This is a genomic window from Pseudomonas corrugata, assembly GCF_001269905.1.
Taxonomy (GTDB): domain Bacteria; phylum Pseudomonadota; class Gammaproteobacteria; order Pseudomonadales; family Pseudomonadaceae; genus Aquipseudomonas; species Aquipseudomonas corrugata.
In genome coordinates this window covers 181577-207732 of the sequence record NZ_LHVK01000003.1, presented here as the reverse complement: position 1 = coordinate 207732, position 26156 = coordinate 181577, and the positions used below count along the sequence as shown (strand labels likewise).

The following is a 26156-nucleotide window of genomic DNA, read 5'->3' as shown; positions in this document are numbered from 1 at the left end:
AACCAAGGTTCGCCCGTACGGGGCGAACTGTAAATTCTGTGGGAGTTTCGTAAATGGCTGTTGCCTCCGGCGCCTATAAGAAAGCCCTCGAGGGCGACCAGACACCCAAGCAGGTGCTGGTCAAAATCGACCGGGTCACGAAGAAGTTCGACGAGACGATTGCCGTGGACGATGTGTCCCTGGAAATCAAGAAAGGCGAAATCTTCGCCTTGCTCGGCGGTTCGGGTTCGGGCAAATCCACCTTGCTGCGCATGCTTGCCGGCTTCGAGCGGCCCACGGAGGGGCGTATTTTTCTCGACGGTGAGGACATCACCGATATGCCGCCCTATGAGCGGCCGATCAACATGATGTTCCAGTCCTACGCCTTGTTCCCGCACATGACCGTGGCGCAGAACATCGCCTTCGGCCTGCAACAGGACAAGATCCCCAAGGCCGACATCGATGCCCGCGTGGCCGATATGCTCAAGCTGGTGCAGATGAGCCAGTACGCCAAGCGCAAGCCGCACCAGCTCTCCGGCGGCCAGCGTCAACGCGTGGCCCTGGCCCGCTCCCTGGCCAAGCGTCCGAAGCTGTTGCTGCTCGACGAGCCGATGGGGGCTTTGGACAAGAAGCTGCGCTCGCAAATGCAGCTTGAGCTGGTCGAGATCATCGAGCGTGTCGGCGTGACGTGCGTCATGGTGACCCACGATCAGGAAGAGGCCATGACCATGGCCGAGCGTATCGCGATCATGCATCTGGGCTGGATCGCCCAGATCGGCAGCCCGATCGATATCTACGAAACCCCGACCAGCCGCCTGGTCTGCGAGTTCATCGGCAACGTCAACATCTTCGAGACTGAGGTCGTAGACGACGCTGAAGGCCACGCGGTGCTGACCTGCAAGGACCTGGACCGCAACATCTACGTGGGTCACGGCATCAGCACCTCGGTGCAGGACAAGTCGGTGACCTACGCCATTCGCCCGGAAAAACTGCTGGTGACCGTCGAGCAGCCGACCTGCGAGCACAACTGGTCCAGCGGCAAGGTCCATGACATCGCCTACCTGGGCGGGCACTCGGTGTTTTACGTCGAGCTGCCGAGCGGCAAGCTGGTGCAGTCCTTCGTCGCCAACGCCGAGCGCCGTGGCCAGCGGCCGACATGGGGCGATCAGGTGTTTGTCTGGTGGGAAGACGACAGCGGCGTGGTGCTTCGCTCATGAACATGCGCAAATTCAAACGCCGACTTGATCGAATAACGCCCGGTGGCCGTCAACTGGTCATCGGGGTGCCCTTCCTCTGGCTGTTCCTGTTCTTCATGCTGCCGTTCTTCATTGTCCTGAAGATCAGCTTCGCTGAAGCCGACGTGGCGATTCCGCCGTACACCGAGATCTACAGCTACGTCGACCAGAAGCTTCAACTGCTGCTCAACTTCGCCAACTACGTGCTGCTCAGCGAGGACGAGCTGTATATCGCCGCTTACCTGGGCTCGTTGAAGATGGCCCTGATCAGCACCGCGCTGTGCCTGCTGATCGGTTATCCGATGGCCTATGCCATCGCCAATGCCCGCAAAGATAAGCAGACGGTGTTGGTACTGCTGATCATGATGCCGACCTGGACCGCGATCCTGATTCGCGTCTACGCGTGGATGGGCATTCTCAGCAACAACGGTCTGCTCAATGGCTTCCTGATGAGCATGGGCTGGATCAACGAACCGCTGCAGATACTCAACACCAACCTGGCGGTCTACATCGGCGTGGTTTATTCCTATCTGCCGTTCATGATCCTGCCGTTGTACGCCAACCTGGTCAAACATGACCCCAGCCTGCTGGAGGCCGCTTCCGACCTGGGTTCGAGTACCTTCAACAGCTTCTGGAAAATCACCGTGCCGCTGTCCAAGAACGGCATCATCGCCGGGTGCATGCTGGTGTTCATTCCAGTGGTGGGCGAGTTCGTGATCCCGGAACTGCTGGGCGGCCCGGAAACCCTGATGATCGGTAAAGTGCTGTGGCAGGAATTCTTCAATAACCGTGACTGGCCGGTGGCGTCCGCCCTGGCGGTGGTGATGCTGGCAATCCTGATTGTGCCGATCATCCTGTTCAACCGCAGTCAGGCCAAGGAAATGGAGGGCAAGGAATGAAGCGCTTCAGTTTTTCAAGCCTGATGCTGGTGCTGGGATTGCTGTTCATCTATGCGCCGATGCTGATCCTGGTGATCTATTCGTTCAACGCCTCGAGGCTGGTGACGGTGTGGGGCGGCTGGTCGATCAAGTGGTACGTCGGCCTGCTGGATAACACCCAGTTGATGGGCTCGGTGCTGCGTTCGCTGGAAATCGCCTGCTATACGGCAATCGCTGCGGTGGCCCTGGGTACACTGGCGGCCTTCGTGCTGACCCGTATCACCCGCTTCAAGGGACGTACGCTGTTTGGCGGCCTGGTCACCGCGCCGCTGGTGATGCCGGAAGTGATCACCGGCCTGTCGCTGTTGCTGCTGTTCGTGGCCATGGCGCAGATGATCGGCTGGCCCCAGGAGCGTGGCATCGTCACGATCTGGATTGCCCATACTACGTTCTGCGCAGCCTATGTGGCGGTGGTGGTCTCCTCACGCTTGCGTGAGCTGGACCTGTCCATCGAAGAGGCGGCCATGGACCTCGGTGCGCGCCCGTGGAAGGTGTTTATCCTGATCACTATCCCGATGATTGCGCCGTCGCTGGCGGCGGGGGGCATGATGTCGTTCGCGCTATCCCTGGATGACCTGGTACTGGCGAGCTTCGTGTCGGGCCCGGGTTCGACGACCTTGCCGATGGAAGTGTTCTCGGCGGTGCGACTGGGCGTGAAGCCGGAGATCAACGCCGTGGCCAGCCTGATCCTGCTGGCGGTTTCGGTGGTCACCTTTCTGGTCTGGTATTTCAGCCGCCGCGCCGAAGAGAATCGCAAGCGGGCGATCCAGCAAGCCATCGAAGAAAGCGCCGCCGATTCGTGGAAGCAGCCGGAAGTCCGCCGGGCGGCGGCTGCATAGGTCTGAAGGTGACAGTGTGGCGAGAGAGCAAGCTCTCTCGCCACAGGGTTTTCTGTCGCTCACAGCTCGTTGGCCTGCCACAAATTCACTGTGGGAGCGGGCTTGCTCGCGAAAGCTATGAATCAGTGGGCACAGAGGTTGACTGTGAGGCCGTCTTCGCGAGCAAGCCCGCTCCCACATAGTTGTTCGCACATCCGTGACTCACCACGGAACAAATATGGGAGCGAGCCTGCTCCGGGCGGCGATCCGACGATAGCGGTGCGCCAGTCGATGAACATGCCACGCCATCCCTCATTTCTTCAGCGTGTCATGGGCCTCCAGCGCTCGCAGCGAGTAGATGTAAGCTGCGCCGGCGTTCAATGACACCGCAGTGGCTAGGGTCGCGGCGATTTCTTCGCGGGTGGCGCCGGCCTTGATGGCCGCATCGGTGTGTACGCCGATGCAACCATCACAGCGGGTCGTGATTGCCACGGCGATGGAAATCAGCTCCCGGGTCTTGGCATCGAGCACGTTGTTCTCGGCAGCGGCTTCATCCAGGGCCATATAGGCCTTGACCATCTTCGGGTTGCTCTTGCCAAGGGCACCAAAGGCACTCTTGATGGTGGGCAGCAGTTCGGACCAGTTATTGAACATCGCTATGACTCCATTGTGAGGGACGGGGAAAACCCCCTGTAGTCTTGACCAACAATGATGATCAAGCCTGTCGGTGACGGAAAAAATGAGTGCCGTCCGACTCAGGGCGCGGTCCTGGCTGGCAACAGTTTCAGGGTGTCATGGGTGTTGGCGGTCACTTCCTCCTCGGCCAAGTGCGCCTGGTGGTACAAGCCCTCGATGTAGGCCTCGGCCTGATCGGCGTAATACTTGTCGAACGGCACACCGCTCTGGCCGACCGGATTGATGGTGACGCTGTGGGTCGGGTCGGCGAAATCGATGATGCGCCGGGTGGACGGGCCGTAGGTAACCGGCCAGGGAGCCGGGCCGATCCTGGCGGAAAGATTGTTGGGCACTTCATGGGTACCGGGTGCGGCGAACGGGCCGACATTGAAAATCCGGTCCAACGGTTTTTGCATGCCCAATGGGTGCCCGTGTGTGAGGGTATGGGCATTGCCCCATTGCCATTGCGTGGCATCGTCACCGAAGGTGGCCTTCAGGTGCGCCAGGCTTTTGCTCCAGGCTGTTTTGACGATGTCGCTACGGGTTTCCTTGCTCAGGGTCGTGCGATTGTCCCACCAGGGCGAATCCACCGAGGCGGCCAGGCGCGGCAGTGCGGCATCGATCACCCGGGTCGACAGCGCGGTGTCGAAGAAGCCGTCTCCCAGTTCATCGTGCAGGGCGGCATCCGCGAGGTTGAACAGGAACTGGTTGAACAGCGTGGCGCTGACGGAATCCAGGGGATAATCGCCCTGCCATTGTGCGAGTTGTTCCACCCACTTGCGTTCCTGCGGGTCGCTGACCACTTCTCTCAACACTGGCAGCAAAGGCGCCAGCAAGCGCGGGCCATAGGCGGTGGTGGTGCCCAGTTGCAGCTTGCGAGTGCTTTCGATGTCCCACTTTGCCTGTTTGTCGCTGAGCTGGAGATTGAGTTGCTGCCCACGGTCGGGGAGGTTGTAGTAGCCCGGAATCTCGATACCGCTGGATGAAACCGGCTGGAAATTCGCCGATACGATATAGCCGCGGGCAGGGTTCTCCTCCTGGGGGTTATTGCTGAAGGGGTAGAAACCTTCCTTCTCCGCCTCAGGGCTGCTGCCGTCGAGCAGGAAACCGGGTTTCACACCGGCCGGTCGCTTGGGCAGTTGGGCGGCGGCCCACCAACCGATATCCCCCTTGGCATTGGCCCAGACGACATTCAGCCCCGGTGCATGGATCTTGGCTGACGCTCCGCGCGCCTTGGCCAGTGTGTCGGCACGGTTGAGCTGGTAGAACGCCTCGAGGATCGGGTTGCGGCTTTCCAGGAAACCCCACCACATGGCAATCGGTGTATGGCCGGCATTGGCGCCGAGCACATCGTTGACGATCGGGCCGTGGGGCGACTGGCGCAGCACCAGCGTCACGGGTGCCTGGCCTTTTACCGCGATCTGCTGTTCGCTGTGGGTCATGTCGACCCACTTGTCGCGATACCAGACTTGTTCGGGGTTGTTCGGGTTGACCTTCTCGGCAATCAGGTCCAGGTCGTCGTTCTGGAACATGGTGATACTCCAGCCGAAATCCTTGTTCATGCCCAGCGTCGCAAACGGCATCAATGCCTGATAGTGCCCATAGAGTTCGAATCCCGGCGCCGAGAGATGCGCCTCGTACCACACCGAGGGGGCGGAAAAGCGTATGTGCGGGTCTCCCGCCAACAAAGGTTTGCCGCTGCGGGTGTGGCTTCCGGCAACGGCCCAGGCGTTGCTGCCCTCGAACTGTGGCAGGCCGCTTCCGGCCAGGGCCTTATCACTCAAGCGGGCCAGGGCATCGAGGCCTTTCCAGTCGACGTCGGCCAGGGGCAGGGCGGTTCTGCGGTGTTCCCCCAGCGCACCCTTGGGCTGCCAGTCGAGGTCGAAGATACTCAGGTAGTCAGTGCCTAGCTGATCGCGTACGTAGGTCAGCAGTGGTTCGGTGCGAAAGGCGGCGGCGAAGCTGTAGGCCATGTAACCGGTGATGCTCACCGTGTCTTCTGCGGTGAATGGGCGCTTGGGGATGCCCAGCACATCGAATTCTATCGGACGGACGTGGCTGCCCTGGTAGCGGTTGATGCCATCGAGATAAGCCTGCATCGCGATCCAGGACGGGGATAGTGGATCCTGTTCCGCCACGTAGCGGGCGGCGCGCTCGCGGATTCGCAGGCTGCGCATCAGTTTATCGGTGTCGAGCAGTTTCGGCCCCAGTACCTCGGCGAGTTCGCCACGTGCGAGGCGGCGCATGATCTCCATCTGGAACAACCGGTCCTGGGCTTGGACATAACCGAGCGCGCGGTACAGGTCGGTTTCGTTCTCGGCGCGGATATGGGGCACGCCGCGCTCGTCGTAGCGCACGGTCACCGAGCCCTGCAGCCCCTGCAACTGCACCGTGCCTTGGCGGGTGGGCTGCTTGCTGTAGAGGTAGCCACCGGTGACGATGATGGCGGTGACGACCAATGACAGGAATGCAATGAGGCTGCGTTTCATGGTGCTCTCTTATTCGGATGATGCGTCCTTGCCCCACTGACAATAACAGCCCACCGCCAGTGTGTGGGTTGCATTGACGGCGCGGCCGACGTTCAAGGCCTCGAGAATCGGCTCGATGAAGCTGTTGCTCGAATTGCAGGTCAAGCCTTCGCTGTAGGGACCGAAGTAGGCCAGTTCGCCGGTGCGACTCCATATCGCCACGGCCGGGCTGGCGGGAATCTGCTCCGAACCGGGCAATGCTGCAAGCGGCTTGAGGCTGCTCAGCGTGGTCGGTAGCTGGCCTTGAGTGCCGCTTTTCTGTATCGCATAGAACTCGACACCTTGTGGTGCGTATTTATCGACCAGTTCGGACAGGTGTTGCTGATTGCCGACGTTGCACGGGCAGGCCGGGTCCCAGAAGTGCACCAGGCGGATCGGGCCGGGCCCGGCCAGCTCGGGCGGCAGGCGCAGGGGATCGCCGGAAAATACCGCGGTGTGTTGGCTGAAAGCTCGCAGGAAACGTCCCTGGAACCAGTCGTAGGCGACCCACAGCACGACTGCGCACCCAAGGGCAAGCAGACTGGCAAGCAGGGTCGTGCGGTGGGACTGGCGCATGGATTCATCCTCTGAAGCCGCGTAGCTTGCCATGCCTGTCGCGACAGATGAATATCGCAGGTCTACAAAGTCTGTTTTCGCGCCTTGTGCGTTTGCCTGGAAATATTGATGCCTGCCACTTTCGACCCCGATCATCTGCGTGCCAGCCTGCAACCGTTGGACCAGTGGCAGCCGCTGTCTGCGCAGGCCCAGGCCTATCAACAATTCTATGGATTGGATTTTCCCCAGCGGACCTTGCGCAAGGGGCTTGGACGTTTCGAGATCGATGGATATGAGTTGGTCGATCAGGTCTGGTGGCCGGAAAAAGCCGTGGCAACGTTATTCGTGTTTCACGGTTACTACGATCACATGGGACTCTACCGGCACTTGGTCGAATGGGGCCTGGAGCAGCATTTTGCGGTGATCGCCTGTGACCTGCCAGGTCATGGGCTGTCCAGCGGCGAACGCGCCAGCATCGGCGATTTCGCCGAGTACCAGGCCACATTGCAGGGCTTGCTGGCCGAGGCCGGAAAGCTGGGGCTGCCGCAGCCGTGGCACCTCTGTGGGCAAAGCACCGGCGGCGCAATCGTGGTCGATCATGTGCTTAATCAGGGGGCGAACAGCCCGGCCCAGGGCCAGGTCATCCTGTTGTCGCCCCTGGTGCGCCCTCGGGCCTGGGGCTGGTCACGGCTGAGTTATCACCTGCTCAAGCCCTTCGTGACCGGCATCGCCCGGCGCTTCAGCGAAAACTCCACTGACCCGCAGTTCCTGCCGTTCCTGCAAGCCGACCCACTGCAGCCGCTACGCCTGCCTACCGCCTGGGTGGGTGCATTGGGGCGGTGGATCAAGCGTATCGAAGCTGCCCCGAGCAGCCCGCGCCGGCCCCTGATCGTGCAGGGGCAGGCGGACATGACCGTGGATTGGAAACATAATCTGCAAGTGCTGCACAGCAAGTTCGACCGGCCCCAGATACTGATGCTGCCCCAGGGCCGCCATCACCTGGCAAATGAAGTGCTGGCGATGCGGCAAGAGATGTTTGGGTTCCTGACCAAGCGGATGAGCCGGATCCGGCGGTGACTTCAGGGCCCTGTCGCGAGCAGGCTCGCTCCCAAAATGAATCTCGGCGGGTCACAAAATCCGTGTACACACCCGATTCCCTGTGGGAGCGAGCCTGCTCGCGATGGCGGAATCTCAGGCGCTGAAGTTTTTACTGCCCGAGGTTCTGCCCCACCGCCAACCCCGCCCGGATCGCCGCCAGGGCCGCCTGGTAATAGGCTTGGCCCTCGGCCGATTCGGCAAACGTGGAAAACTCCTCCAGCTCGGTATCGGTCAGGTCACGGTAGACGTACAGCAGGGTGTTGTTCAGGTCGGCGCCGATCTGATCCATCAACCGCTGGCGCTGGCCGTTCAGCATGCCCTGGGCCTGGCCACCGCCCAGCAGGCCGGGGATCATCGAGCTGAGGCTGTCGGCCGCCACGCCAGCGATGGCCAGGCTGACTTCGGCGCCAGCCTCGCGGGCGGGCAGGGCCTGGGCCAGGTGGCCGATGATCAGCAGGCGGTTATCGCTGGCCTGCATCTTGGGCAGGCCCTTGGCGTTCTTTGCCAATTGGTCGCGACGGGTTGCCAGTAGCTCGGCGGCCACGACCTTGCGTCCCAGCGGCGACTGGAAGAACGTCAGGGCCGGGTTCGGATCACGAAGATTCCTGCGCATCTGCGCCTTGGCCCGCTGGTCCATGGCCTGGGGGGCGAAACGCTGATTGCTGTTGCTCACCAGGGCCTGGAACACCGCTGGCGGCAGGCTGTTCTGGTAACGCTGCTGCGCGGCGCTCAAGGCATCGTTGAAATGCGCCCGCTGTTCCGGCCAGCCGGCGACCTTGTACAACTGGTCGTAGCTGTCTGCCCAAGCGGGCAAAACGCAGAACATCAACAGTGAGAAAAGCAAACGGCGCATAGGGACTCCTGTCAGCAGCCGACTATTCTCCGTGGGGTGTGGGAACTTGTCGAGAATTCGTATCAAGTTCGTACGGCGGTGCCACCTGGCGCTGCAAACCCGCTGCGTGGCGCTGTCGGTTTTGCGGGCACAGGCATACTATGCGCGCCATGCAAATACCTTCTGATCACCCGTTGCTGTTACGTATTGTCGATGACCTGGCCGAGCGCGGCTGGTCGCAGCAGAACATCTTCCTGCCGGATGCGCTGACCCGTGCCCTGGCGGCCGAGTGTCGCCAGCGTGCCGCCGAAGGCGAACTGGCTCCGGCTGCGGTCGGGCGCGGCTTGTTTTCAGAAATCCGCGAAGGCATACGGGGTGATCGCATCCAGTGGATCGAACCCGGCCAGGCCGAGGCCTGCGACCGTTACCTGGGACTGATGGACAGCCTGCGCGAGGCGTTGAATCGTGGGCTATTCCTGGGTCTGGAGGATTTCGAAAGTCACTTCGCTCTGTACCCCCCCGGTGCGTTCTACCTCAAGCATGTCGATCGCTTCCGTGATGACGACCGGCGCATGGTGTCGGCAGTGCTCTACCTCAATGACGGTTGGTTGCCGGAGCATGGCGGCCAGTTGCGCATGTACCTGGATGAAGGCAGGGAGCAGGACGTGGTGCCCACCGGCGGCTGTCTGGTGGTATTCCTGTCGGGAAACATCCCCCATGAAGTTCTGCCAGCCACGCGGGATCGCCTGTCCTTGACCGGCTGGTTCCGACGCCGTGGCAACGAGTTGTTCTGAATGGACAAGATCCTGGTCAGTCGTTGCCTGCTCGGACATCGCGTGCGTTACGACGCAGGTGCGAGCGGGCCGTTCGAGCAACTCCAGCGGTGGGTCGATGAAGGCCGTGTCGTGCCACTGTGCCCGGAAGTCGCTGGCGGTTTGCCCACGCCTCGGGCGGCAGCGGAAATCCCCGGCGGGCAGGGCGCACAGGTGCTCGATGGCCAGGCGGTCGTGATGACGTCCGAGGGGGAGGATGTGAGTGCGCAGTTTCTGTCGGGTGCGTACCAGGCCCTGGAGCTGGTGCGTGAACACGGTATCCGGGTCGCTGTGCTCAAGGCCAACAGTCCGTCCTGCGGCAACCTGCTGACCTATGATGGGACATTCGGCGGGGTGAAGGTCCGTGGCGAGGGTGTGACGGCGGCGTTGCTCAAGCGTCACGGGGTGCGGGTGTTCAGCGAGTTGGAGTTGGCTGAGGCTGCGGCGGCGCTCGAAATCTTGCTCGATGGCTGAATCCCTACCTGACACAACCGCTTTTTGTGGCGAGGGGATTTATCCCCGCTGGGGTGCGCAGCGCCCCCAAAAGGATTGACGCGGTCTACCTGACGCACCGCGGTGCCAGGTTTCAGGGGCGCTTCGCACCCCAGCGGGGATGAATCCCCTCGCCACAGGGACCGGCTCGTCTATAACTGCGCGGCCAACTGCTCGATCTGCTCCTGTCGCTCGGCCTGATTCAACCTTGGATGGGCGTTGAGCGATGACCACTGCGGATACGCCCGAGCCTTGTTCAAGGCTTCGGGCAGTTTGCCTTCGCGCCAGCTCTTGTCCTGGGGCGTATCGATCCTGATGCTGTCCAGCGCCGCGTGGCCGCGCTGGTTCAGGGCTTGCACCAGTTGTCGTTGGCGCAGGGCCAGCAGACGCAGCACGCTGTCGTCCACGGTCAGTTCTCGCTGGCCCTTCAGTTTTCCCATCAACCGGTTGCCATAGCCGCGGGCTGTTTGCAGGGCGCCGCCGGCTATAGCGCCGACCAGAGCGGCGGCACCGAGGGTCAGGCCGCCCACCAGCAAATCCACTCCAGCCCCGGCCGCAGCTCCGGCCGCGATTCCGCCGCCGACCCGTACGCCCAGTTGCTTGAGGGTTGCAGGGTTGAACAGGTCGTCGCCCCAGCGTCCATCGAGCAGCGGTAGATCACTGGCCGCGGCGTCCTGGGGACGAAAGGCATAGAGCTTGAGCAGGGCTTCGACGCAGCGCTGTTCCCGCTGGCGCACCGCCTTGCGCAACTCGCTGATGGCCTGGTGCTCCTGCTCGGTGTCGCTGGTCACGCTGCGTCGGCAGGCGGCGCAGTCGATCAGCAACTCGGCGATCAAGCGTGCCGCGCTCTGCTGGCGAGCCAGGCGTTGGGCCTGTTGATCGGCGATCAATCGTTCCAGTTGGCCGCGTGCATTTTCCAACAACAGCGCAAGGCTTTCATACAGGCGCCGCTCGCCATCCTCGGGCGGGGCAACGCTGTCGAAGCGCACCAGGGCGTGCAACCCCAAGCGGGCCAGGGCCTCGCGCCAATCGGGTTCGCGGTGCTGGGCGCTGCTGACGAAATTCAGCACCGGCAGCAGCGGTTTTCCGCAGCTGGCGAGGACTTCCAGTTCGTCACGGTACTTCGCCAGCACCGGCTCCCGGGCATCGATCACGTAGAGCCCGGCGTCACTGGCAAGCAGTTGCCGCAACACTTTGGCTTCCTGCTCGAAACGCTGTCGCGCCTCGCTGCCCTTCAGAAAACGGGCCAGGCGCGCCGGGCCGTCCAGGCGTTCACCGGGGCGCTCCAGGCGTTCGAGGTAATCGAGCAGGGCGATGGCATCCTCCAGGCCCGGCGTGTCATACAACTCCAGCAGCGCTTCGCCATCCACCGACAAGCGCGCCCCTTCGACGTGCCGGGTGGTGCTCGGGCGATGGGATACTTCGCCAAAGCCGACGTCCCGGGTCAGGGTGCGCAGCAGCGAGGTCTTGCCGACGTTGGTATGGCCGACCACGGCCAGTTTCAGTGGTTTCAAGGGCTCAGTCATGGCCGGTCTCCAGCCAGTTCAGAGGCGCACAATCGGCGAAGGGCAACTGCAATTGTTGCAATGCGTTGTGCCAGTCGCCCAGGCGCTCGGCGTCCAGGGCCTCGCCGGGGGGCGCCTGCAACAGCCATACACGGGTAGCACTGGCGCTGCGGGCCAGTTCGGCGATCAATGCCAGACTGCCGCGGTCCGGTGACCGTCGTGGGTCGCAGGCAATCGCCAGGCGCGCCGGAGGGAAGCGCGACAACTGCTCGAGGAGTTTGTGACGCGACTCGCGGCTGTCGAGGATGCCGGCGTTTTTCACTGAGTCCGGCAGCTTCGGCGGCCAGGGTCGCTCGTCCAGTTCGATCGCCACCAGCAGCGCTCCCGTGCTGTCCAGCGTGCCGACCGAGTGCTCGATCGGATGCAGTTGTCCGGGCGCGGCGTCGCTGACCCCCAGTCGTTCACTGCTGGGCATCAAGTGTTCGCGCAGTTGCGCGTAGCCCGGCAGATTCAAATCCAGGCCCAGGGTGGCGCGGCCGCGCCGCCAACGCCACAGGCACAGCAGTGCCAGGCCCAGGCGTGGCAGCACGCCATACACCAGCACCACGCCCACCAGCCACGCGGCCCAGGCCTGCCGGGCGCTTTCGATGTTCAGGGCGCCGTCGCCGCTGGCGCGGATCATTTCGACGGTCGGGGCACTGAAGCCCAACAGCGCGGGCAACGCGCCAAGGGTGCGGGTCAGGGAGACGAAGGTTTCGCCACCGAGGATGGTGGTTTCCCAGACGAAACCATAGCGTCGGGTCGCCATCAATAGCAGTACGATGACCAGCGCGCTGAGCATCGCCAGTAACCACGCGCCGTTGACCAGCATGCCGAGTGCCCAGCGATTGAGCTTGTGTCGTTGCAGCAATAGCAGCAAGGCCGGCGCCAGCTGGGCCGCCTTGGCATCGCGGGCGAGTTTTTCGCTGAGCCACAGCCACAGGCGTCCCAGTATCGCGCCTTGTTCCCCAGCGAATACCAGGCCCAAGGCCCAGCCGATGATCAGGATCAGGTTCAGCCCCAACAGGCTGCCGAGGGCCCAGAATACGTTGACGGGTGTTTGACCGTCGCCGAGGGCGGCAAATCCCAGGCCGGCACCGCTGAAGATGGCGAAGACTGCCAGGACGATCAGCGCCAGGCGTGCCCCTTGCAGCCAGTGGCGCAGGGCTTCGGTGAGACCGTCACGCTCGGCCAGCCGGCGGGCGCGATGGTGAATGCGGGTCGATAGATCGCCACCCGCCGCGCGGGCCTGGCGATTGGCTTCCTGGTCCTGGAGCGGGCCCGCGTGTTCTTCACGCAGGCGTACCGTCTCGGTCAGCCAGAGGTTCTGCAGTTCAGTCAGGGGAGCAGTCACGGGCGCTTCCGTCGCAAATGAGCGTTGAGGATAACCGCTGGGGCGCCTGTCAGGGTACGTTGAGCCTCTGCTATCCTCGGCACCATGAAAAAAACTCTTCCTTTAAGCCTGATCGCAGCCCTCGGTGAAAACCGTGTGATCGGCATCGACAACAGCATGCCCTGGCACTTGCCGGGGGACTTCAAATATTTCAAGGCCACCACCCTGGGCAAGCCGATCATCATGGGCCGCAAGACCTGGGACTCCCTCGGCCGACCGCTGCCGGGGCGCTTGAACATCGTGGTCAGTCGTCAACCGGGCCTGGTGCTCGAGGGCGCGGAAGTCTTCTCCTCGCTGGAGTCCGCGGTGGAGCGGGCCGAGGCGTGGGCGCTCGCGCAAGGCGTCGATGAGCTGATGTTGATCGGCGGTGCCCAGTTGTATGCCCAGGCCCTGGAGCAAGCGGATCGGCTGTACCTGACCCGTGTGGCGTTAAGCCCGGAAGGGGATGCGTGGTTTCCGGAGTTTGATTCGAGCCGGTGGGAACTGGTTTCGAACCAGCCGAACCCGGCAGAGGGGGATAAGCCGGCGTACAGTTTTGAGGTGTGGGAGAAGCTTTAAAGTTCAGGCTCCAAGCAAAGTGCCGAGCTGGTTGTGGGAGCAAGGCTTGCCCGCGATTCAGGCGATGCGGTCTATTGGTCAAACCGCATAACCGTCATCGCGAGCAAGCTTTGCTCCCACAGGCATCAGGCATCAGGCATCAATCAAGCATCAAGCGTGCACCAACTCCCCATGCTCATCGGCATCCAGCAGCGCCTTGTCGGTCTGCTGCATCACCTGGCTGGTAATCGCCCCTGCGGTGATCGAGCCGCTGACGTTCAATGCTGTGCGGCCCATGTCGATCAGAGGCTCGACGGAAATCAGCAACGCCACCAGCGAAACCGGTAAGCCCATGGCCGGCAACACGATCAACGCGGCGAACGTCGCACCACCACCGACGCCGGCCACACCGGCCGAGCTCAAGGTCACGATGGCAACCAGGGTTGCGATCCACACCGGATCCAACGGGTTGATGCCCACCGTTGGCGCAACCATCACAGCGAGCATGGCGGGGTAGAGTCCGGCGCAACCGTTCTGGCCGATGGTGGCACCGAATGACGCGCTGAAGCTGGCAATGGCTCGGGGAATGCCAAGGCGACGGGTCTGGGCTTCGATGCTCAGAGGGATGGTCGCGGCGCTGGAGCGGCTGGTGAAGGCAAAGGTCAGCACCGGCCAGATCTTGCAGAAGAAGCGCAGGGGGTTGATCCCGGCGGCGGACACCAGCAGGCCATGGACCACGAACATCAGGCCCAGGCCCAGGTAGGACACCACCACGAAACCGCCCAACTTGATGATGTCCTGCAGGTTGGAGCCGGCCACCACCTTGGTCATCAACGCCAGCACACCATACGGAGTCAGCTTCATCACCAGACGCACCAGGCGCGTGACCCAGCTTTGCAGGGTGTCAATGGCATTGATCACTTTCTGACCTTTCTCGACATTGCGGAATGAACGAGAGCAGCAATTGCGGGACGTTCAAGTCGGCGACCTTGCCGGCGTAATCGCTCTGGATCACTTGCAGGCGTGCCAATTCCTGGGTGCCAGCCACAAGGCCTTCGGCGGTGAGACCGAACAGGTTGGTCAGGCCGATACCGATCAGGGCCGCGATGGCGGTGGTGAACAGCAGGGTGCCGATGGTCAGGAAGTTGATCTTGCCCAGGGACGAGGCGTTATGCAGCCGGGCCACGGCGCTGAGAATCGAGGCGAAGACCAGCGGGATCACGATCATTTGCAGCAACTGTACGTAACCGTTGCCCACCAGGTCGAACCAGCCGATGGAGGCTTTGAGCACCGGGCTGCCGGCGCCATGGACCGTGTGCAGGGCTATCCCGAACCCCACCCCGAGCAGCAGCGCCAGCAGCACCTTCTTCGCCAGGCTCCAGTTGCGGTGACGGGTTTGCGCCAGGCCGAACAGCAAGGCGAGGAACACCAGCAGATTGAGGAACAGCGGCAGATTCATCAAAAAGAGCTCCGTTAAGACTTGCCAGTCGCCTGAAGCTGCGACTGCGAGCAGGGAAGCCTAATAGCCTGAAAACTAATGAATTAATATTAGAAAAGCATGTTGAATGTCGCTTATGGAATAAGGACGTGGCGTTTGCAGACACGTCGCTGGCGCTATCGAGACGCAAGCGGTCGTGGACAGGCGAGGACTGTCACAAGCATTTGTTAGCGTCGGGTTCTTTGAACCTGGGAGAAATGCCGATGAAGCTCGTACCTCGTTTTCTCGCTGTTGCCTTGAGCCTTGGTCTCGCCGGCCAGGCACTTGCCACCGAACTCAAGCACTGGCCGGCGGAACAGGCCAAGGCGCTGGATGCGATGATCGCGGCCAACGCCAACAAGGGTAACTTTGCGGTGTTCGACATGGACAACACCAGTTACCGCTATGACCTGGAAGAGTCGTTGCTGCCGTTCATGGAGAACAAGGGCCTCATCACCCGGGAAAGCCTGGATCCTTCCCTGAAGCTGATTCCGTTCAAGGACACCGCCGATCACAAGGAAAGCCTGTTCAGTTACTACTACCGCCTCTGCGAAGTGGACGACATGGTCTGCTATCCATGGGTAGCCCAAGTGTTCTCCGGTTTCACTCTCAAGGAACTCAAGGGCTACGTCGACGAGCTGATGGCGTCCGGCAAGCCTGTACCGACCACGTATTACGACGGCGACAAGGTGGTCAACTACAACGTCAACCCACCGAAAGTTTTCACTGGCCAGGCCGAGCTGTACAACAAACTGATGGAAAACGGCATCGAGGTCTATGTCATGACCGCGGCGTCGGAAGAGCTGGTGCGTATGGTCGCCGCCGATCCGAAATACGGCTACAACCTCAAGCCGCAGAACGTCATCGGCGTGACCACGCTGCTCAAGGATCGCAAGACCGGCGAGCTGACCACCGCTCGCAAGCAGATCACCGCCGGCAAGTATGACGAGAAGGCCAACCTGGACCTGGAATACACGCCTTACCTGTGGACCCCGGCGACCTGGATGGCCGGCAAGCATGCGGCGATCCTGACGTACATCGATGAGTGGAAGAAACCGGTCCTGGTGGGTGGCGATACGCCGAGCAGCGACGGCTACATGCTGTTCCATGATGTGGATGTGGCCAAGGGCGGTATCCACCTGTGGGTCAACCGCAAGGACAAGTACATGACCCAGATCAACGGCATGATGGCCAAGCACGCTGCGGCCCAGGCCAAGGAAGGGCTGCCGGTTACGGCGGACAAGAACTGGGTGATCGTGAAGCCTGAGGACATTCAGTAAGCCCAGTAACCCTTGTGGGAGCGAGCCTGCTCGCGATAACGGTGTGTCAGGCACATCGATGCAGCTGATCCACCGCTATCGCGAGCAGGCTCGCTCCCACAGTTGATCACCATTTGCCACGGGATATCAGGCAATAAAAAGCCCCGCACTTGCGGGGCTTTTTATTGCGGCGCTGGAGGCTTACAGCCCGTCCAGCATCGCCTTGTTGCGCACCGCGCCCTTGTCGGCGCTGGTGGCGAGCAGGGCATAGGCCTTGAGTGCGGTGGTCACTTTACGTGGACGCACTTCCACCGGCTTCCAACCTTTCTTGTCCTGTTCGACGCGGCGCGCGGCCAGTTCTTCGTCGCTGATCAACAGGTTGATCGAGCGGTTCGGAATGTCGATCAGCACTTTGTCGCCGTCACGCACCAGGCCGATGGCGCCGCCAGCGGCCGCTTCAGGCGAAGCGTGGCCGATGGACAGGCCCGAGGTGCCGCCAGAGAAACGGCCGTCGGTCAGCAGGGCGCAGGCTTTGCCCAGGCCCTTGGACTTCAGGTAGGACGTGGGGTAGAGCATTTCCTGCATGCCTGGGCCACCTTTCGGCCCCTCATAGCGGATGATCACGATATCGCCGGCCTTCACTTCGTCGGCGAGGATCCCACGCACGGCGCTGTCCTGGCTTTCGAAGATCTTGGCGTTGCCTTCGAACACGTGGATCGACTCGTCGACGCCTGCGGTTTTCACCACGCAGCCGTCCAGGGCGATGTTGCCGTACAGTACGGCCAGGCCGCCTTCCTTGGAGTAGGCGTGCTCGACGCTGCGGATGCAGCCATTTTCACGGTCATCGTCCAGGGTTTCCCAGCGAGTCGACTGGCTGAATGCGGTTTGCGTAGGAATACCCGCCGGGCCGGCCTTGAAGAAGTGGTGCACGGCTTCGTCGGTGGTCTGGGTGATGTCCCACTTGGCGATGGCATCGGCCATGGTCTTGCTGTGCACTGTCGGCAGCTCGGTGTGCAACAGCCCGCCACGGGCCAGGGAGCCGAGGATGCTGATGATCCCGCCCGCACGATGCACATCTTCCATGTGGTACTTCTGGATGTTCGGCGCAACCTTGCACAGTTGCGGTACGTTCCGGGACAGGCGGTCGATGTCGCGCAGGTCGAAATCGATCTCGGCCTCCTGGGCAGCGGCCAGCAGGTGCAGGATGGTATTGGTGGAACCGCCCATGGCGATGTCCAGGGTCATGGCGTTTTCGAACGCCTTGAAATTGGCGATGTTGCGCGGCAGCACCGACTCGTCGTTCTCGCCGTAATAACGCTTGCACAGTTCGACGATGGTCCGGCCGGCCTGCAGGAACAACTGTTCGCGATCGCTGTGGGTGGCCAGGGTCGAACCATTGCCCGGCAGGGCAAGGCCCAGGGCTTCGGTCAGGCAGTTCATCGAGTTGGCGGTAAACATGCCGGAGCACGAACCGCAGGTCGGGCAAGCGCTGCGCTCATATTCGGCGACCTTCTCGTCAGAGGCGCTGGAATCGGCTGCGATGACCATGGCATCCACCAGGTCCAGGCCGTGGCTGGCGAGCTTGGTCTTGCCGGCTTCCATCGGACCGCCGGACACGAATATCACCGGGATGTTGAGACGCAGGGCCGCCATGAGCATGCCGGGGGTGATCTTGTCGCAGTTGGAAATGCACACGATGGCGTCGGCACAGTGGGCGTTGACCATGTATTCGACGGAGTCGGCGATGATCTCCCGGCTTGGCAGCGAATAAAGCATGCCGTCGTGGCCCATGGCGATGCCGTCATCCACGGCGATGGTGTTGAATTCCTTGGCCACACCGCCGGCGCGTTCGATTTCGCGGGCAACCAGTTGGCCCAGGTCCTTGAGGTGTACGTGGCCGGGTACGAACTGGGTGAAGGAGTTGGCAATGGCAATGATCGGCTTCTTGAAGTCGTCATCCTTCATCCCCGTGGCGCGCCACAATGCACGGGCGCCGGCCATGTTGCGACCGTGGGTGGATGTTTTCGAGCGGTAATCGGGCATGGAGCACTCCGGGCGGCTAAAACAGGTACTAGTCAGGTATCAAGGGGAAAGTGAGCTTCTGTTGACCTCTGGGACACCGGGTTTGGTCGTGTGTCCGGAAGTGGCCGATGACTGTGCAGGATCGCTGCGCGCCTCAGCATGAGCTCATAAACCCGCCGGGGATGAATGGCGATGAATGTCGCGATTCTACACCGCTGGCGCCAGGATGAAATGACGCAAAGCGCTGATCGGATGCCAATGTCGCGGTCGGAATGACGACCGGCGGCGCTCAATCGGTCAACAGTTCCCGGTGCCGATGCCGGAGCAGGCCGTTGAGCGCCAATCCCAGGAGGCTGAGCAGCACCAGGCACAACGCCAGGGTGGTTTGCAGGGCAAGGGGGGTGAGGCTGATCGCGGCACTGGTCAACCCGCCGACGATGAAGATCAGCACGCTGCCGGCCGAAGCGGAGGTGCCGGCCTGCTCAGGGAACAGATTCATGGCCCGGGTATGGGCCGCCGCACGGGCGATGGTGGTGCCTGCGGTACAGACAATCATGGGCAGCAATACGGTGACAACCGTCAACCCGAGATGGCTGGAAAGCCCGAACATTACGACGCCCGCCAGCAGGATCAGGCTCAGGCCAGTGATGATCTGCGTCTGTGGGGCGAGTCGGCTGCTCAACACCGTCGCCAGCGCGCCGCCGCCGATGTAGGCCAATCCGTAGCCCAGCAGTGCCAGGGAAAAAATCTCGGGTGAGAGCTGTAGCTGGTCGATGAACAACAGCGGTGAAACGACGATGAATGAAAAGTGGCAGGAAAAAGCCAGTGCCGAGGTCAGCCAGTAGGCCATGAAGCTGAAATCGCCGCATACCTTTCGATAGGCGCCGATGAAGTCCAGGCGCATGGCGTGGCTGCTCGCCGTGGATCGGCTTAATAAAAGCCAGGCGCTCACGAATACTCCGGCTGCCAGGACGATGAACACCAGGAAGCTGCCGCGCCAGCCCAGCCAGTGCTGCAATCCGGTACCGGCCAGGGGGGAAACGGAGATGAAGATGCCACCGCAGGTGACCAGGAAGATGCGCAGTCGCTGCTGCTCCAGACCGCTGAACAGGTCCTGGATCAATGCCTGGGAGAGCACGAAGCAACCACATCCCAACGCCTGGACGATGCGGAAGAACAGGAATACCCCATAGTCGTCGGCGAGCACGCAACCTGTGGCGCCGACGGCTGAAACGGTGATTCCGATCAACAGCAGGTTTTTCCGCCCCATGGTGTCGGAAAGCGGGCCGAGCAGCAGTTGCGAAAGGGCAATGCCTATTGCGAACAGGCTGACAGACAGGGCTATGTCGGACGAGGAACGCTCGAAATGTTCGGACAATGCCGGGAATGAGGGCAGTACGACGTCGATCGGGAACACGCCGAGCAAGGTCAACGATAGCAATAAGCCGACGGCTGCGGGTTTACGGGGGCCTGGAAGGCCTTTGGTATCATCCATCGATAAACCCTGCCTGGGCGAAAAGCTGTCGGTGGTGTTCGTTGTCGAAAAAGCCTGCCTTGCGCATGGCCGCGAACGTCGACACCGCACCCGAGCGCACTCTTTGGCCATGGGTGTTCGGCTGCAGGAAATCGGCAACGATCCGTAGGGCAGGCCGTTCGTTGAAGCCGACGCTGGCGAGGCTGCGCATCAGCCAGGGTATGTCAGGCTCGAAATAGAGGCCGATGATCTGCAGCAGCATGCTCGCGGCCAGATCGCGTTGCATGGGATCCAGGGCGGTCCACAGGTACTGGAACACTTCGCTGAAGTAGCGACTGTGGCGTGCCTCGTCCTCGAGATGGCTCCTGAGCATCCGGTTTACGGTGCACACCAGGGTGTCGCGGGTAATGGCCAGCAATTCCTTGGCGATGATCGTCTCGGAGACGAAGCCCAGCAGAAACCACGCCAGGGGGCGATCCCCAGGGGCGATGGTATCGATCATGCCCAGCAGGCGCCGGATACGCCTGGGTGGTGGCCGGTCGCTGATACCGTAGAGGGCTGCGACCTGTTCGGCCACGTCATTGGAAAAAAGTGCGTGATAGCCCTCATCGGTATAGAGCTGCAGCGCCGCGGTTTTCATCGGTTGGGGGATCGGCAAGGCCAGTTCACCATGGACGAGGGTTTCCACGGCGCGATTGACGACCCGGTGTTCGAGCAGCGTGGTGTAGTCGAGGAAATGCACCAGGTGGTTGGCCGCCAGACGCTGGGCAATCGAGCGACCCGCCTCGTGGATCAACGGATGTTCGACATAGGGAATAAAGGCTGATGGAAACCAGTCTCGACTGCAGAGCTGCTGTTCAAGGTTTGCCGGCAGACGATAGTCGCCTTTACCAACGCGTACGGCGGCCTTGTGATCCCAGTCGCCCAATGTGTAATGAGGCGTTCGGCTGGAGGCTGAATCGGTCATGGCACGATCTCCTGTCGGTCGATCAGCGCCATCAGCTCCTTGCAGTGCACCTGTCCGTTGCCATGACCGCAGCCGACAAAAAACAACGGTTGCTCACTCGCGCCTTCAAGGCCAAGCAGGTGTTCGACCTCACGGTCGGCCAGTGCTCCGGTCAGCCAGGTATCGAGGCCCAATGCAGTAGCAACCATCAGGAAGGTCTGGGACACATGACCTGTTTCGACGAAAGCCATCCGGTAGGCGCGAGAGTGCGGGTATTTCCACCAGAGCTTGTCAAAGCGTGAAGTGAGGAACAGCCCGAACGGCAGGGGATTGATGAAGTGCTGACCGCACAACAGATCGCCCAGGCGGTCATCGGGTAGGGACCGGATCAGGCTCAGGGCATGTGCGTCCGGATGATAGGCGTAGATGCCGGGGGCCAGGTCGGTCACGTTGCGTACATACAGATAACCCTCGCAGGCATTCAGGCCGCCGCCCGAGGGGCTGCTGCGTCTCGCGCCCAGCGCATCGGGACAGGAGGCCTCCTGAATGCCCTGGCGTTCGTTCAGGTAGCCAAGGGTCAGGTACAGGAGCGTGCCGACCTGCTCGATCGAGATGGCTTGTTCGCTGAATGAGCGGGATGTGCTCCGACCGATCAGGGTCTGTGACACTGAAACGTCGGGCATATCGATCAACGTGCAGGGAGCCAGAACGATTCGCTCGACGGGGTATGTCGCTGTCCGGACGGGAGGTGCCGGCGAAGCCAGTACTTCATTGCAATGTTGCAAATACACGGTCGCCCATTCATTCACATCCATGGGGACCTGTGCGCAAGGAATATTCTTTGTACCGATATGGAATATCCTGGATAACTCATCCCAGTTCCACTCAATGGACTTTTTCGATTCTTCGATGAATATTTCTGCCTCCAGGAATCTGGCATCGATAGGATTCTGAATATCGAATTGCAGTGGGTTGGCTATAAGTTGTGCCAGTCGCGTCGAATAGTGCAGGTCGAGTTCGAATTGGGTATGTCGCTCGTAGTTCCATACAATTTGGTGTGGCGGGCGGGCAAGAACGAAAAGGCACGGATTTATATGCATGCAAATGGATTCCGCTAGGGCAAAGTGTCTGGATGGGACTGAGGCGCCGGCACTCCTCAGTCCATCGTCTACTTCAAGCGTTTACTGGCTTAGCGGTTCTTTGGAACAATCAGGCCCGCCAGGTTTGCGATGTTGTCAGCTTCCAGGTTGATTGCTTTCATGATGCAGCTCCTTTGCGTTAAACAAGTGTTGTGTCTTGAATGATTGTCACTTGTGCAGTGACTGTTCAATCATAGTTTTTAATGAATGCTTGGCAAGAGGAGATTGAGTAGGAAAGCTCCAGTAATAATGTGAGAGGGTTCTTACAAAAAAAGCAGGTAGTGGTATTAACTTCAATGTCAGGTAACTTTTCGTACACAAAAAACAATCGCAGCCGAAGCTGCGATTGGGGTGTTGACTGGATACCGATGAGCTGGGCGCAGGATCTGAGACCGCGATCCGTTAGCTGTTGGGCAACAGCCGGCAGGTGATGCTCTTGATGTAGCGGGTTTCGGGGATGGCTGGGTGAACTGGATGGTCCGGGCCCTGACCGCCGCGTTCAAGCAATTGAATGTTGCGGTCCAGGTGACGGGCGCTGGTCAACAGGATGTTCTGCAGGTCGTCTTCGGGCAAGTGCATCGAGCACGAAGCGCTGACCAGGATGCCATCCTTGGTGAGCAGGCGCATGGCTTGTTCATTGAGACGGCGATAGGCGCCTTCACCATTCTTGAGGTCTTTCTTGCGCTTGATGAAGGCCGGCGGGTCGGCCACGATCACATCGAAACGCTCTTCGCTGGCCTTGAGCTCCTTCAGGGCTTCGAACACGTCGCCTTCGATGCAGGTCAGCTTTTCGGCAAAGCCGTTCAGTGCTGCGTTGCGTTCGACACCGTCCAGGGCGAAGCCCGAGGCGTCGACACAGAAGACTTCGCTGGCGCCGAATGCCGCCGCCTGCACGCCCCAGCCACCGATGTAGCTGAACAGGTCCAGGACGCGCTTGCCCTTGGCGTAGGGGGCCAGACGTGCGCGGTTCATGCGGTGGTCGTAGAACCAGCCGGTCTTCTGGCCCTCCATGACCGGTGCTTCGAATTTTACCCCGTTCTCTTCCAGGGCAACCCATTCCGGCACCAGGCCGAACACGGTTTCGACGTAGCGCTCCAGGCCTTCGGCATCGCGGGCGGCGGAGTCGTTCTTGAACAGAATGCCGCTGGGCTTGAGCACCTGGGTCAGAGCAGCGATCACGTCATCCTTGTGGGCTTCCATGGTGGCGGAAGCGATCTGTACCACCAGGATGTCGCCGAAGCGGTCGACCACCAGGCCCGGCAGCAGGTCGGAGTCGCCATAGACCAGGCGATAGAAAGGTTTGTCGAACAACCGCTCGCGCAACGACAGCGCTACGTTGAGACGATGCACCAGCAGGGACTTGTCCAACGGCAGCTTCGCGTCACGGGACAGCAGGCGGGCGCAGATCAGGTTGTTGGGGCTCATCGCGACAATGCCCAGCGGCTTGCCGCCGGCGGCTTCGAGGATCGCCTGGTCGCCGGCCTTGAAACCATGCAGCGGGGTGGCGGCCACGTCGATTTCGTTACTGTAGACCCACAGGTGGCCGGCGCGCAGGCGACGGTCGGCGTTGGCTTTGAGGCGCAGGCTGGGCAGGGACATGACGTCGCTCCGAAAAAAAGAGCGGGAGTATACCGTGTTGAGGTGGTCGGCGGGCCTGGAGGTCGATATGCGGCAACCGGACCGTCGGCACAAAAAACAGCTCAAGCACAATGGAGTCGCTGCCGATTCAGGCCTGAGTCTCCATGAAAGTTTCGTCGATCCAACCGGGCGGTGTGTCGGACCCGTCTTTCAGGGTTAGAATCCTTGCCTGTCCCAGAGTGTGTGCCCATGTCCAACGAGCTTTCCACCGAACAGATCCAACAGTCCCTGCAAGGCATCAGCGTGCCGCCCCAGCCGCAGATCATGGTGGATCTGCAGATGGAGCAGTACATGCCCGATCCGGACCTGGAAACCATCGCCAAGCTGATCTCCCAGGACCCGGGGCTTTCGGGGGCCTTGCTGAAGATCGTCAACTCGCCGTATTACGGCCTGCGCAACAAGATCACCTCGATCCAGCGCGCGGTGAACCTGTTGGGCAGCCGTTCGATCATCAACCTGATCAACGCGCAGTCGATCAAGGGTGAGTTGCACGACGATGCCATCGTCACCTTGAATCGCTTCTGGGATACGGCCCAGGATGTGGCGATGACCTGCCTGACCCTGGCCAAGCGGGTTGGCCTGGAGAATGGCGACGAAGCCTATGCCCTGGGGTTGTTCCACGATTGCGGTGTGCCGCTGATGCTCAAGCAGTTTCCCAACTACATGGGCGTGCTCGAGGAGGCGTACGCCAGCGCAAGCGCCGAATGCCGGGTGGTGGACACAGAGAACCGCGTGTTCAATACCAACCACGCGGTCGTCGGTTACTACACCTCAAAATCCTGGCGACTGCCGGATCATGTCAGCCAGGCCATCGCCAATCACCACAATGCCCTGGCGGTTTTCAGTGACGAGTCCTCACGCAACAACAGCTCGCTGAAGAACCTGCTGGCGATCCTGAAAATGTCCGAGAACATCTGTGCGTCCCACCGGGTTCTGGGTAATCAGGCCGAAGACCACGAGTGGGATTGTGTCGGTGCCCTGGTGCTCGATTACATCGGATTGTCGGAATATGACTTCCAGACCCAGAAACAGGAAATCCGCGATCTTGCCACTCGTTGAGTGCCCGGTTCGCCTGACTCGAGAGCCTCATGCCAGAACTGCCGGAAGTCGAAACCACCCGCCGCGGAATTGCGCCACATCTTGAAGGGCAGCGGGTCAGCCGTGTGATCGTGCGCGACCGCCGCCTGCGCTGGCCGATTCCGGAAGACCTCGATGTGCGGCTTTCGGGCCAGCGCATCGTGCAGGTGGAGCGACGAGCCAAGTACTTGCTGATCAATGCCGAGGTCGGCACCTTGATCAGCCACTTGGGCATGTCCGGCAACCTGCGGCTGGTGGAGGTGGGCATGCCTGCTGCCAGGCACGAGCATGTAGACATCGAGCTGGAGTCTGGCCTTGCCTTGCGCTACACCGACCCGCGACGCTTTGGCGCGATGCTCTGGAGCCTCGACCCGTTCAACCATGAATTGCTGGTTCGCCTCGGACCGGAACCGCTGACCGATCTGTTTGACGGTGAGCGCCTGTTCCAGCTCTCACGTGGGCGCTCCATGGCAGTCAAGCCTTTCATCATGGACAACGCGGTGGTCGTGGGGGTGGGCAATATCTATGCGACTGAAGCGCTGTTCGCCGCCGGCATCGACCCGCGTCGGGCGGCCGGAGGCATTTCCCGGGCCCGGTACCTGAAACTGGCCATCGAGATCAAACGCATCCTCGCCCATGCCATCGAGCGCGGCGGTACCACGTTGCGGGATTTCATTGGTGGCGACGGCCAGCCCGGCTATTTCCAGCAGGAACTGTTCGTGTACGGCAGGGGCGGGGAGTTGTGCAAAGTCTGTGGCACGGGCTTGCGGGAAGTTCGTCTGGGGCAGCGTGCGAGTGTCTGGTGTCCGCGTTGCCAAAGCTGATTCGTCCTACGGTCTATAGTCAGTAGTCATACTGATCAGCCGAAGGATCGACCTCCATGAGACTGCTTCGACCTGTTGTTCTAACGCTGCTGCTGACCATGAGTCTGGCCACCCTGGCGAATACCGGCAGTGGCGATCCGCGCTACACCATCCAGAATCCGCCAGCTTTCGCGATGATCGGCGACTTGTTGATCGCCCGGCCGCTGCTGCTCGCCGCCACCGTGATCGGTGCGGGGGCGTTCGTGGTGTCGTTGCCCTTTACCGCGCTGGGCGGCGGAGTCGGTGATGCCGGGAAGGCGCTGGTGGTGGACCCGGCGAAGGCCACCTTCGTGCGGTGCCTGGGGTGTGTTGGGGAAGGGTTCGAACAGCAGGAGTGAGTCTTGCGGTGGCGCTGATGGCCTCATCGCGAGCAGGCTCGCTCCCACAAGGTATTTGGACCAGGCACACCTGTTATGAACATGGCAGATCCCCTGTGGGAGCGAGCCTGCTCGCGATGAGGCCGGTGCAGGCGCTACAAAACCATCTGGCTCAAGCCTTGCCAGTGATCTTGCGATATTTCGCCATCAACTGTTCTTCGGTTTCCGGATGTGCTTCGTCCAGCGGAATGCAATCCACCGGGCAGACCTGCTGGCACTGGGGCTCGTCGTAGTGACCGACGCACTGGGTGCACAGATTCGGGTCGATGACGTAGATCTCTTCGCCTTGTGAAATGGCCTCGTTCGGGCATTCGGGTTCGCAGACGTCGCAATTGATGCAGTCGTCGGTGATGATCAGGGACATGCAGGCTCCTGCCGGGGCGTTGTGCCCGGGCATCTGAAAACGGATATGCGCAATTGTGCCGCATTGGCGAGCGCAGTGCACGTGGGTGCGATGGACTGCGCTCAC

General features: G+C 61.3%; 23 protein-coding genes and 1 pseudogene. 11 read left to right on the top strand and 13 right to left on the bottom strand.

Annotation, left to right across the window (positions count from 1 at the left end; translation table 11 throughout):
* The first annotated feature begins 53 nt into the window (after window positions 1-53).
* The 3 genes from AD665_RS01190 to AD665_RS01180 are packed head-to-tail and all read left to right on the top strand — an operon-like array spanning window position 54 to window position 2991.
* Window positions 54-1196, top strand: coding sequence for an ABC transporter ATP-binding protein (locus AD665_RS01190; protein WP_024780474.1), 1143 nt, complete (start codon window positions 54-56; stop codon window positions 1194-1196).
* Window positions 1193-2113, top strand: a complete 921-nt coding sequence (locus AD665_RS01185) for an ABC transporter permease subunit (RefSeq protein WP_053190582.1) — start codon at window positions 1193-1195, stop codon at window positions 2111-2113. The genes AD665_RS01190 and AD665_RS01185 overlap by 4 nt, the downstream gene beginning before the upstream one ends.
* Entirely contained in the window at window positions 2110-2991 is an 882-nt protein-coding gene (locus AD665_RS01180) for an ABC transporter permease subunit (protein WP_024780472.1), read from the top strand. The genes AD665_RS01185 and AD665_RS01180 overlap by 4 nt, the downstream gene beginning before the upstream one ends.
* 291 nt (window positions 2992-3282) lie before the next feature.
* Here AD665_RS01180 and AD665_RS01175 read toward each other — a convergent pair whose 3' ends face one another.
* The 3 genes from AD665_RS01175 to AD665_RS01165 form a co-directional block, all read right to left on the bottom strand.
* Entirely contained in the window at window positions 3283-3624 is a 342-nt protein-coding gene (locus AD665_RS01175; protein ID WP_024780471.1) for a carboxymuconolactone decarboxylase family protein, read from the bottom strand.
* A gap of 101 nt (window positions 3625-3725) precedes the next feature.
* Window positions 3726-6134: a penicillin acylase family protein gene (locus tag AD665_RS01170; RefSeq protein WP_053190580.1), complete on the bottom strand. Its 2409-nt coding sequence runs from the start codon at window positions 6132-6134 to the stop codon at window positions 3726-3728.
* Window positions 6135-6143: 9 nt separating this feature from the next.
* Window positions 6144-6728: a DUF6436 domain-containing protein gene (locus AD665_RS01165; RefSeq protein ID WP_024780469.1), complete on the bottom strand. Its 585-nt coding sequence runs from the start codon at window positions 6726-6728 to the stop codon at window positions 6144-6146.
* A gap of 108 nt (window positions 6729-6836) precedes the next feature.
* Between AD665_RS01165 and bipL the strand changes: the two genes are divergently transcribed.
* On the top strand, window positions 6837-7784 hold the full coding sequence (gene bipL / locus AD665_RS01160; protein ID WP_053190578.1) for a phospholipase BipL: 948 nt from the start codon (window positions 6837-6839) through the stop codon (window positions 7782-7784).
* Between the two features lie 130 nt (window positions 7785-7914).
* Here the strand turns inward: bipL and AD665_RS01155 are convergent, their stop codons facing one another.
* Window positions 7915-8658 carry a DUF2059 domain-containing protein gene (locus AD665_RS01155; protein ID WP_053190577.1) on the bottom strand — a complete coding sequence of 248 codons (744 nt, stop codon included), beginning with the start codon at window positions 8656-8658 and terminating at the stop codon, window positions 7915-7917.
* Between the two features lie 140 nt (window positions 8659-8798).
* Here AD665_RS01155 and AD665_RS01150 point away from each other — a divergent pair, with 140 nt between their 5' ends.
* Both AD665_RS01150 and AD665_RS01145 read left to right on the top strand, forming a co-directional pair.
* The gene (locus AD665_RS01150) at window positions 8799-9431 is read left to right on the top strand and encodes a 2OG-Fe(II) oxygenase (protein WP_024780466.1); all 633 of its coding nucleotides are present in this window, start codon (window positions 8799-8801) and stop codon (window positions 9429-9431) included.
* Window positions 9432-9923: a 2-thiouracil desulfurase family protein gene (locus tag AD665_RS01145; protein WP_024780465.1), complete on the top strand. Its 492-nt coding sequence runs from the start codon at window positions 9432-9434 to the stop codon at window positions 9921-9923.
* Window positions 9924-10093: 170 nt separating this feature from the next.
* Here the strand turns inward: AD665_RS01145 and AD665_RS01140 are convergent, their stop codons facing one another.
* Both AD665_RS01140 and AD665_RS01135 read right to left on the bottom strand, forming a co-directional pair.
* Window positions 10094-11467, bottom strand: a complete 1374-nt coding sequence (locus AD665_RS01140; protein WP_024780464.1) for a GTPase/DUF3482 domain-containing protein — start codon at window positions 11465-11467, stop codon at window positions 10094-10096.
* Window positions 11460-12827 carry a DUF2868 domain-containing protein gene (locus AD665_RS01135; protein WP_392396996.1) on the bottom strand — a complete coding sequence of 456 codons (1368 nt, stop codon included), beginning with the start codon at window positions 12825-12827 and terminating at the stop codon, window positions 11460-11462. Before AD665_RS01135 ends, AD665_RS01140 begins: the two co-directional genes overlap by 8 nt.
* 96 nt (window positions 12828-12923) lie before the next feature.
* On the opposite strand from AD665_RS01135, the gene AD665_RS01130 reads away from it, so the two are divergent.
* Window positions 12924-13436 carry a dihydrofolate reductase gene (locus AD665_RS01130; RefSeq protein ID WP_024780462.1) on the top strand — a complete coding sequence of 171 codons (513 nt, stop codon included), beginning with the start codon at window positions 12924-12926 and terminating at the stop codon, window positions 13434-13436.
* Between the two features lie 150 nt (window positions 13437-13586).
* On the opposite strand, the pseudogene AD665_RS01125 reads toward AD665_RS01130, so the two are convergent.
* Window positions 13587-14874 (bottom strand): annotated as a pseudogene (locus AD665_RS01125) (L-cystine transporter).
* Window positions 14875-15116: 242 nt separating this feature from the next.
* On the opposite strand from AD665_RS01125, the gene AD665_RS01120 reads away from it, so the two are divergent.
* Entirely contained in the window at window positions 15117-16172 is a 1056-nt protein-coding gene (locus tag AD665_RS01120; RefSeq protein WP_024780461.1) for an HAD family hydrolase, read from the top strand.
* 180 nt (window positions 16173-16352) lie between these two features.
* On the opposite strand, the gene ilvD is transcribed toward AD665_RS01120, so the two are convergent.
* The 5 genes from ilvD to AD665_RS01095 form a co-directional block, all read right to left on the bottom strand.
* Window positions 16353-18194, bottom strand: coding sequence for a dihydroxy-acid dehydratase (ilvD, locus tag AD665_RS01115; RefSeq protein ID WP_024780460.1), 1842 nt, complete (start codon window positions 18192-18194; stop codon window positions 16353-16355).
* Window positions 18195-18462: 268 nt separating this feature from the next.
* On the bottom strand, window positions 18463-19668 hold the full coding sequence (locus AD665_RS01110; protein ID WP_024780459.1) for an MFS transporter: 1206 nt from the start codon (window positions 19666-19668) through the stop codon (window positions 18463-18465).
* On the bottom strand, window positions 19661-20614 hold the full coding sequence (locus AD665_RS01105) for a diiron oxygenase (protein ID WP_053190575.1): 954 nt from the start codon (window positions 20612-20614) through the stop codon (window positions 19661-19663). Before AD665_RS01105 ends, AD665_RS01110 begins: the two co-directional genes overlap by 8 nt.
* Entirely contained in the window at window positions 20611-21693 is a 1083-nt protein-coding gene (locus tag AD665_RS01100) for a SagB family peptide dehydrogenase (RefSeq protein WP_024780457.1), read from the bottom strand. Before AD665_RS01100 ends, AD665_RS01105 begins: the two co-directional genes overlap by 4 nt.
* Before the next feature lie 441 nt (window positions 21694-22134).
* A complete protein-coding gene (locus tag AD665_RS01095; RefSeq protein WP_024780456.1) occupies window positions 22135-23331 on the bottom strand; it encodes a class I SAM-dependent rRNA methyltransferase in 1197 nt (398 codons plus the stop codon).
* 282 nt (window positions 23332-23613) lie between these two features.
* Here AD665_RS01095 and AD665_RS01090 point away from each other — a divergent pair, with 282 nt between their 5' ends.
* The 3 genes from AD665_RS01090 to AD665_RS01080 are packed head-to-tail and all read left to right on the top strand — an operon-like array spanning window position 23614 to window position 25648.
* A complete protein-coding gene (locus AD665_RS01090) occupies window positions 23614-24429 on the top strand; it encodes an HDOD domain-containing protein (RefSeq protein ID WP_162164418.1) in 816 nt (271 codons plus the stop codon).
* Between the two features lie 29 nt (window positions 24430-24458).
* The gene (gene mutM / locus AD665_RS01085; RefSeq protein ID WP_024780454.1) at window positions 24459-25271 is read left to right on the top strand and encodes a bifunctional DNA-formamidopyrimidine glycosylase/DNA-(apurinic or apyrimidinic site) lyase; all 813 of its coding nucleotides are present in this window, start codon (window positions 24459-24461) and stop codon (window positions 25269-25271) included.
* A 56-nt stretch (window positions 25272-25327) separates the two neighbouring features.
* The gene (locus AD665_RS01080; protein ID WP_024780453.1) at window positions 25328-25648 is read left to right on the top strand and encodes a hypothetical protein; all 321 of its coding nucleotides are present in this window, start codon (window positions 25328-25330) and stop codon (window positions 25646-25648) included.
* A 151-nt stretch (window positions 25649-25799) separates the two neighbouring features.
* On the opposite strand, the gene AD665_RS01075 is transcribed toward AD665_RS01080, so the two are convergent.
* Window positions 25800-26051 (bottom strand): YfhL family 4Fe-4S dicluster ferredoxin, encoded by a 252-nt coding sequence (locus tag AD665_RS01075; RefSeq protein WP_003206534.1) that lies wholly within the window; start codon window positions 26049-26051, stop codon window positions 25800-25802.
* Between the last annotated feature and the right edge of the window lie 105 nt (window positions 26052-26156).

Excerpts from the sequence above, each read along its gene's own strand:
- AD665_RS01105 (WP_053190575.1), bottom strand. The coding sequence starts at position 20,614 with ATGACCGATTCAGCCTCCAGCCGAACGCCTCATTACACATTGGGCGAC.
- AD665_RS01100 (WP_024780457.1), bottom strand. The coding sequence starts at position 21,693 with ATGCATATAAATCCGTGCCTTTTCGTTCTTGCCCGCCCGCCACACCAA.
- ilvD (WP_024780460.1), bottom strand. The coding sequence starts at position 18,194 with ATGCCCGATTACCGCTCGAAAACATCCACCCACGGTCGCAACATGGCC.
- AD665_RS01140 (WP_024780464.1), bottom strand. The coding sequence starts at position 11,467 with ATGACTGAGCCCTTGAAACCACTGAAACTGGCCGTGGTCGGCCATACC.
- AD665_RS01130 (WP_024780462.1), top strand. The coding sequence starts at position 12,924 with ATGAAAAAAACTCTTCCTTTAAGCCTGATCGCAGCCCTCGGTGAAAAC.
- AD665_RS01150 (WP_024780466.1), top strand. The coding sequence starts at position 8,799 with ATGCGCGCCATGCAAATACCTTCTGATCACCCGTTGCTGTTACGTATT.
- AD665_RS01165 (WP_024780469.1), bottom strand. The coding sequence starts at position 6,728 with ATGCGCCAGTCCCACCGCACGACCCTGCTTGCCAGTCTGCTTGCCCTT.
- AD665_RS01110 (WP_024780459.1), bottom strand. The coding sequence starts at position 19,668 with ATGGATGATACCAAAGGCCTTCCAGGCCCCCGTAAACCCGCAGCCGTC.
- AD665_RS01095 (WP_024780456.1), bottom strand. The coding sequence starts at position 23,331 with ATGTCCCTGCCCAGCCTGCGCCTCAAAGCCAACGCCGACCGTCGCCTG.
- AD665_RS01120 (WP_024780461.1), top strand. The coding sequence starts at position 15,117 with ATGAAGCTCGTACCTCGTTTTCTCGCTGTTGCCTTGAGCCTTGGTCTC.
- mutM (WP_024780454.1), top strand. The coding sequence starts at position 24,459 with ATGCCAGAACTGCCGGAAGTCGAAACCACCCGCCGCGGAATTGCGCCA.
- AD665_RS01175 (WP_024780471.1), bottom strand. The coding sequence starts at position 3,624 with ATGTTCAATAACTGGTCCGAACTGCTGCCCACCATCAAGAGTGCCTTT.
- AD665_RS01145 (WP_024780465.1), top strand. The coding sequence starts at position 9,432 with ATGGACAAGATCCTGGTCAGTCGTTGCCTGCTCGGACATCGCGTGCGT.
- bipL (WP_053190578.1), top strand. The coding sequence starts at position 6,837 with ATGCCTGCCACTTTCGACCCCGATCATCTGCGTGCCAGCCTGCAACCG.
- AD665_RS01080 (WP_024780453.1), top strand. The coding sequence starts at position 25,328 with ATGAGACTGCTTCGACCTGTTGTTCTAACGCTGCTGCTGACCATGAGT.
- AD665_RS01180 (WP_024780472.1), top strand. The coding sequence starts at position 2,110 with ATGAAGCGCTTCAGTTTTTCAAGCCTGATGCTGGTGCTGGGATTGCTG.
- AD665_RS01155 (WP_053190577.1), bottom strand. The coding sequence starts at position 8,658 with ATGCGCCGTTTGCTTTTCTCACTGTTGATGTTCTGCGTTTTGCCCGCT.
- AD665_RS01185 (WP_053190582.1), top strand. The coding sequence starts at position 1,193 with ATGAACATGCGCAAATTCAAACGCCGACTTGATCGAATAACGCCCGGT.
- AD665_RS01170 (WP_053190580.1), bottom strand. The coding sequence starts at position 6,134 with ATGAAACGCAGCCTCATTGCATTCCTGTCATTGGTCGTCACCGCCATC.
- AD665_RS01075 (WP_003206534.1), bottom strand. The coding sequence starts at position 26,051 with ATGTCCCTGATCATCACCGACGACTGCATCAATTGCGACGTCTGCGAA.
- AD665_RS01190 (WP_024780474.1), top strand. The coding sequence starts at position 54 with ATGGCTGTTGCCTCCGGCGCCTATAAGAAAGCCCTCGAGGGCGACCAG.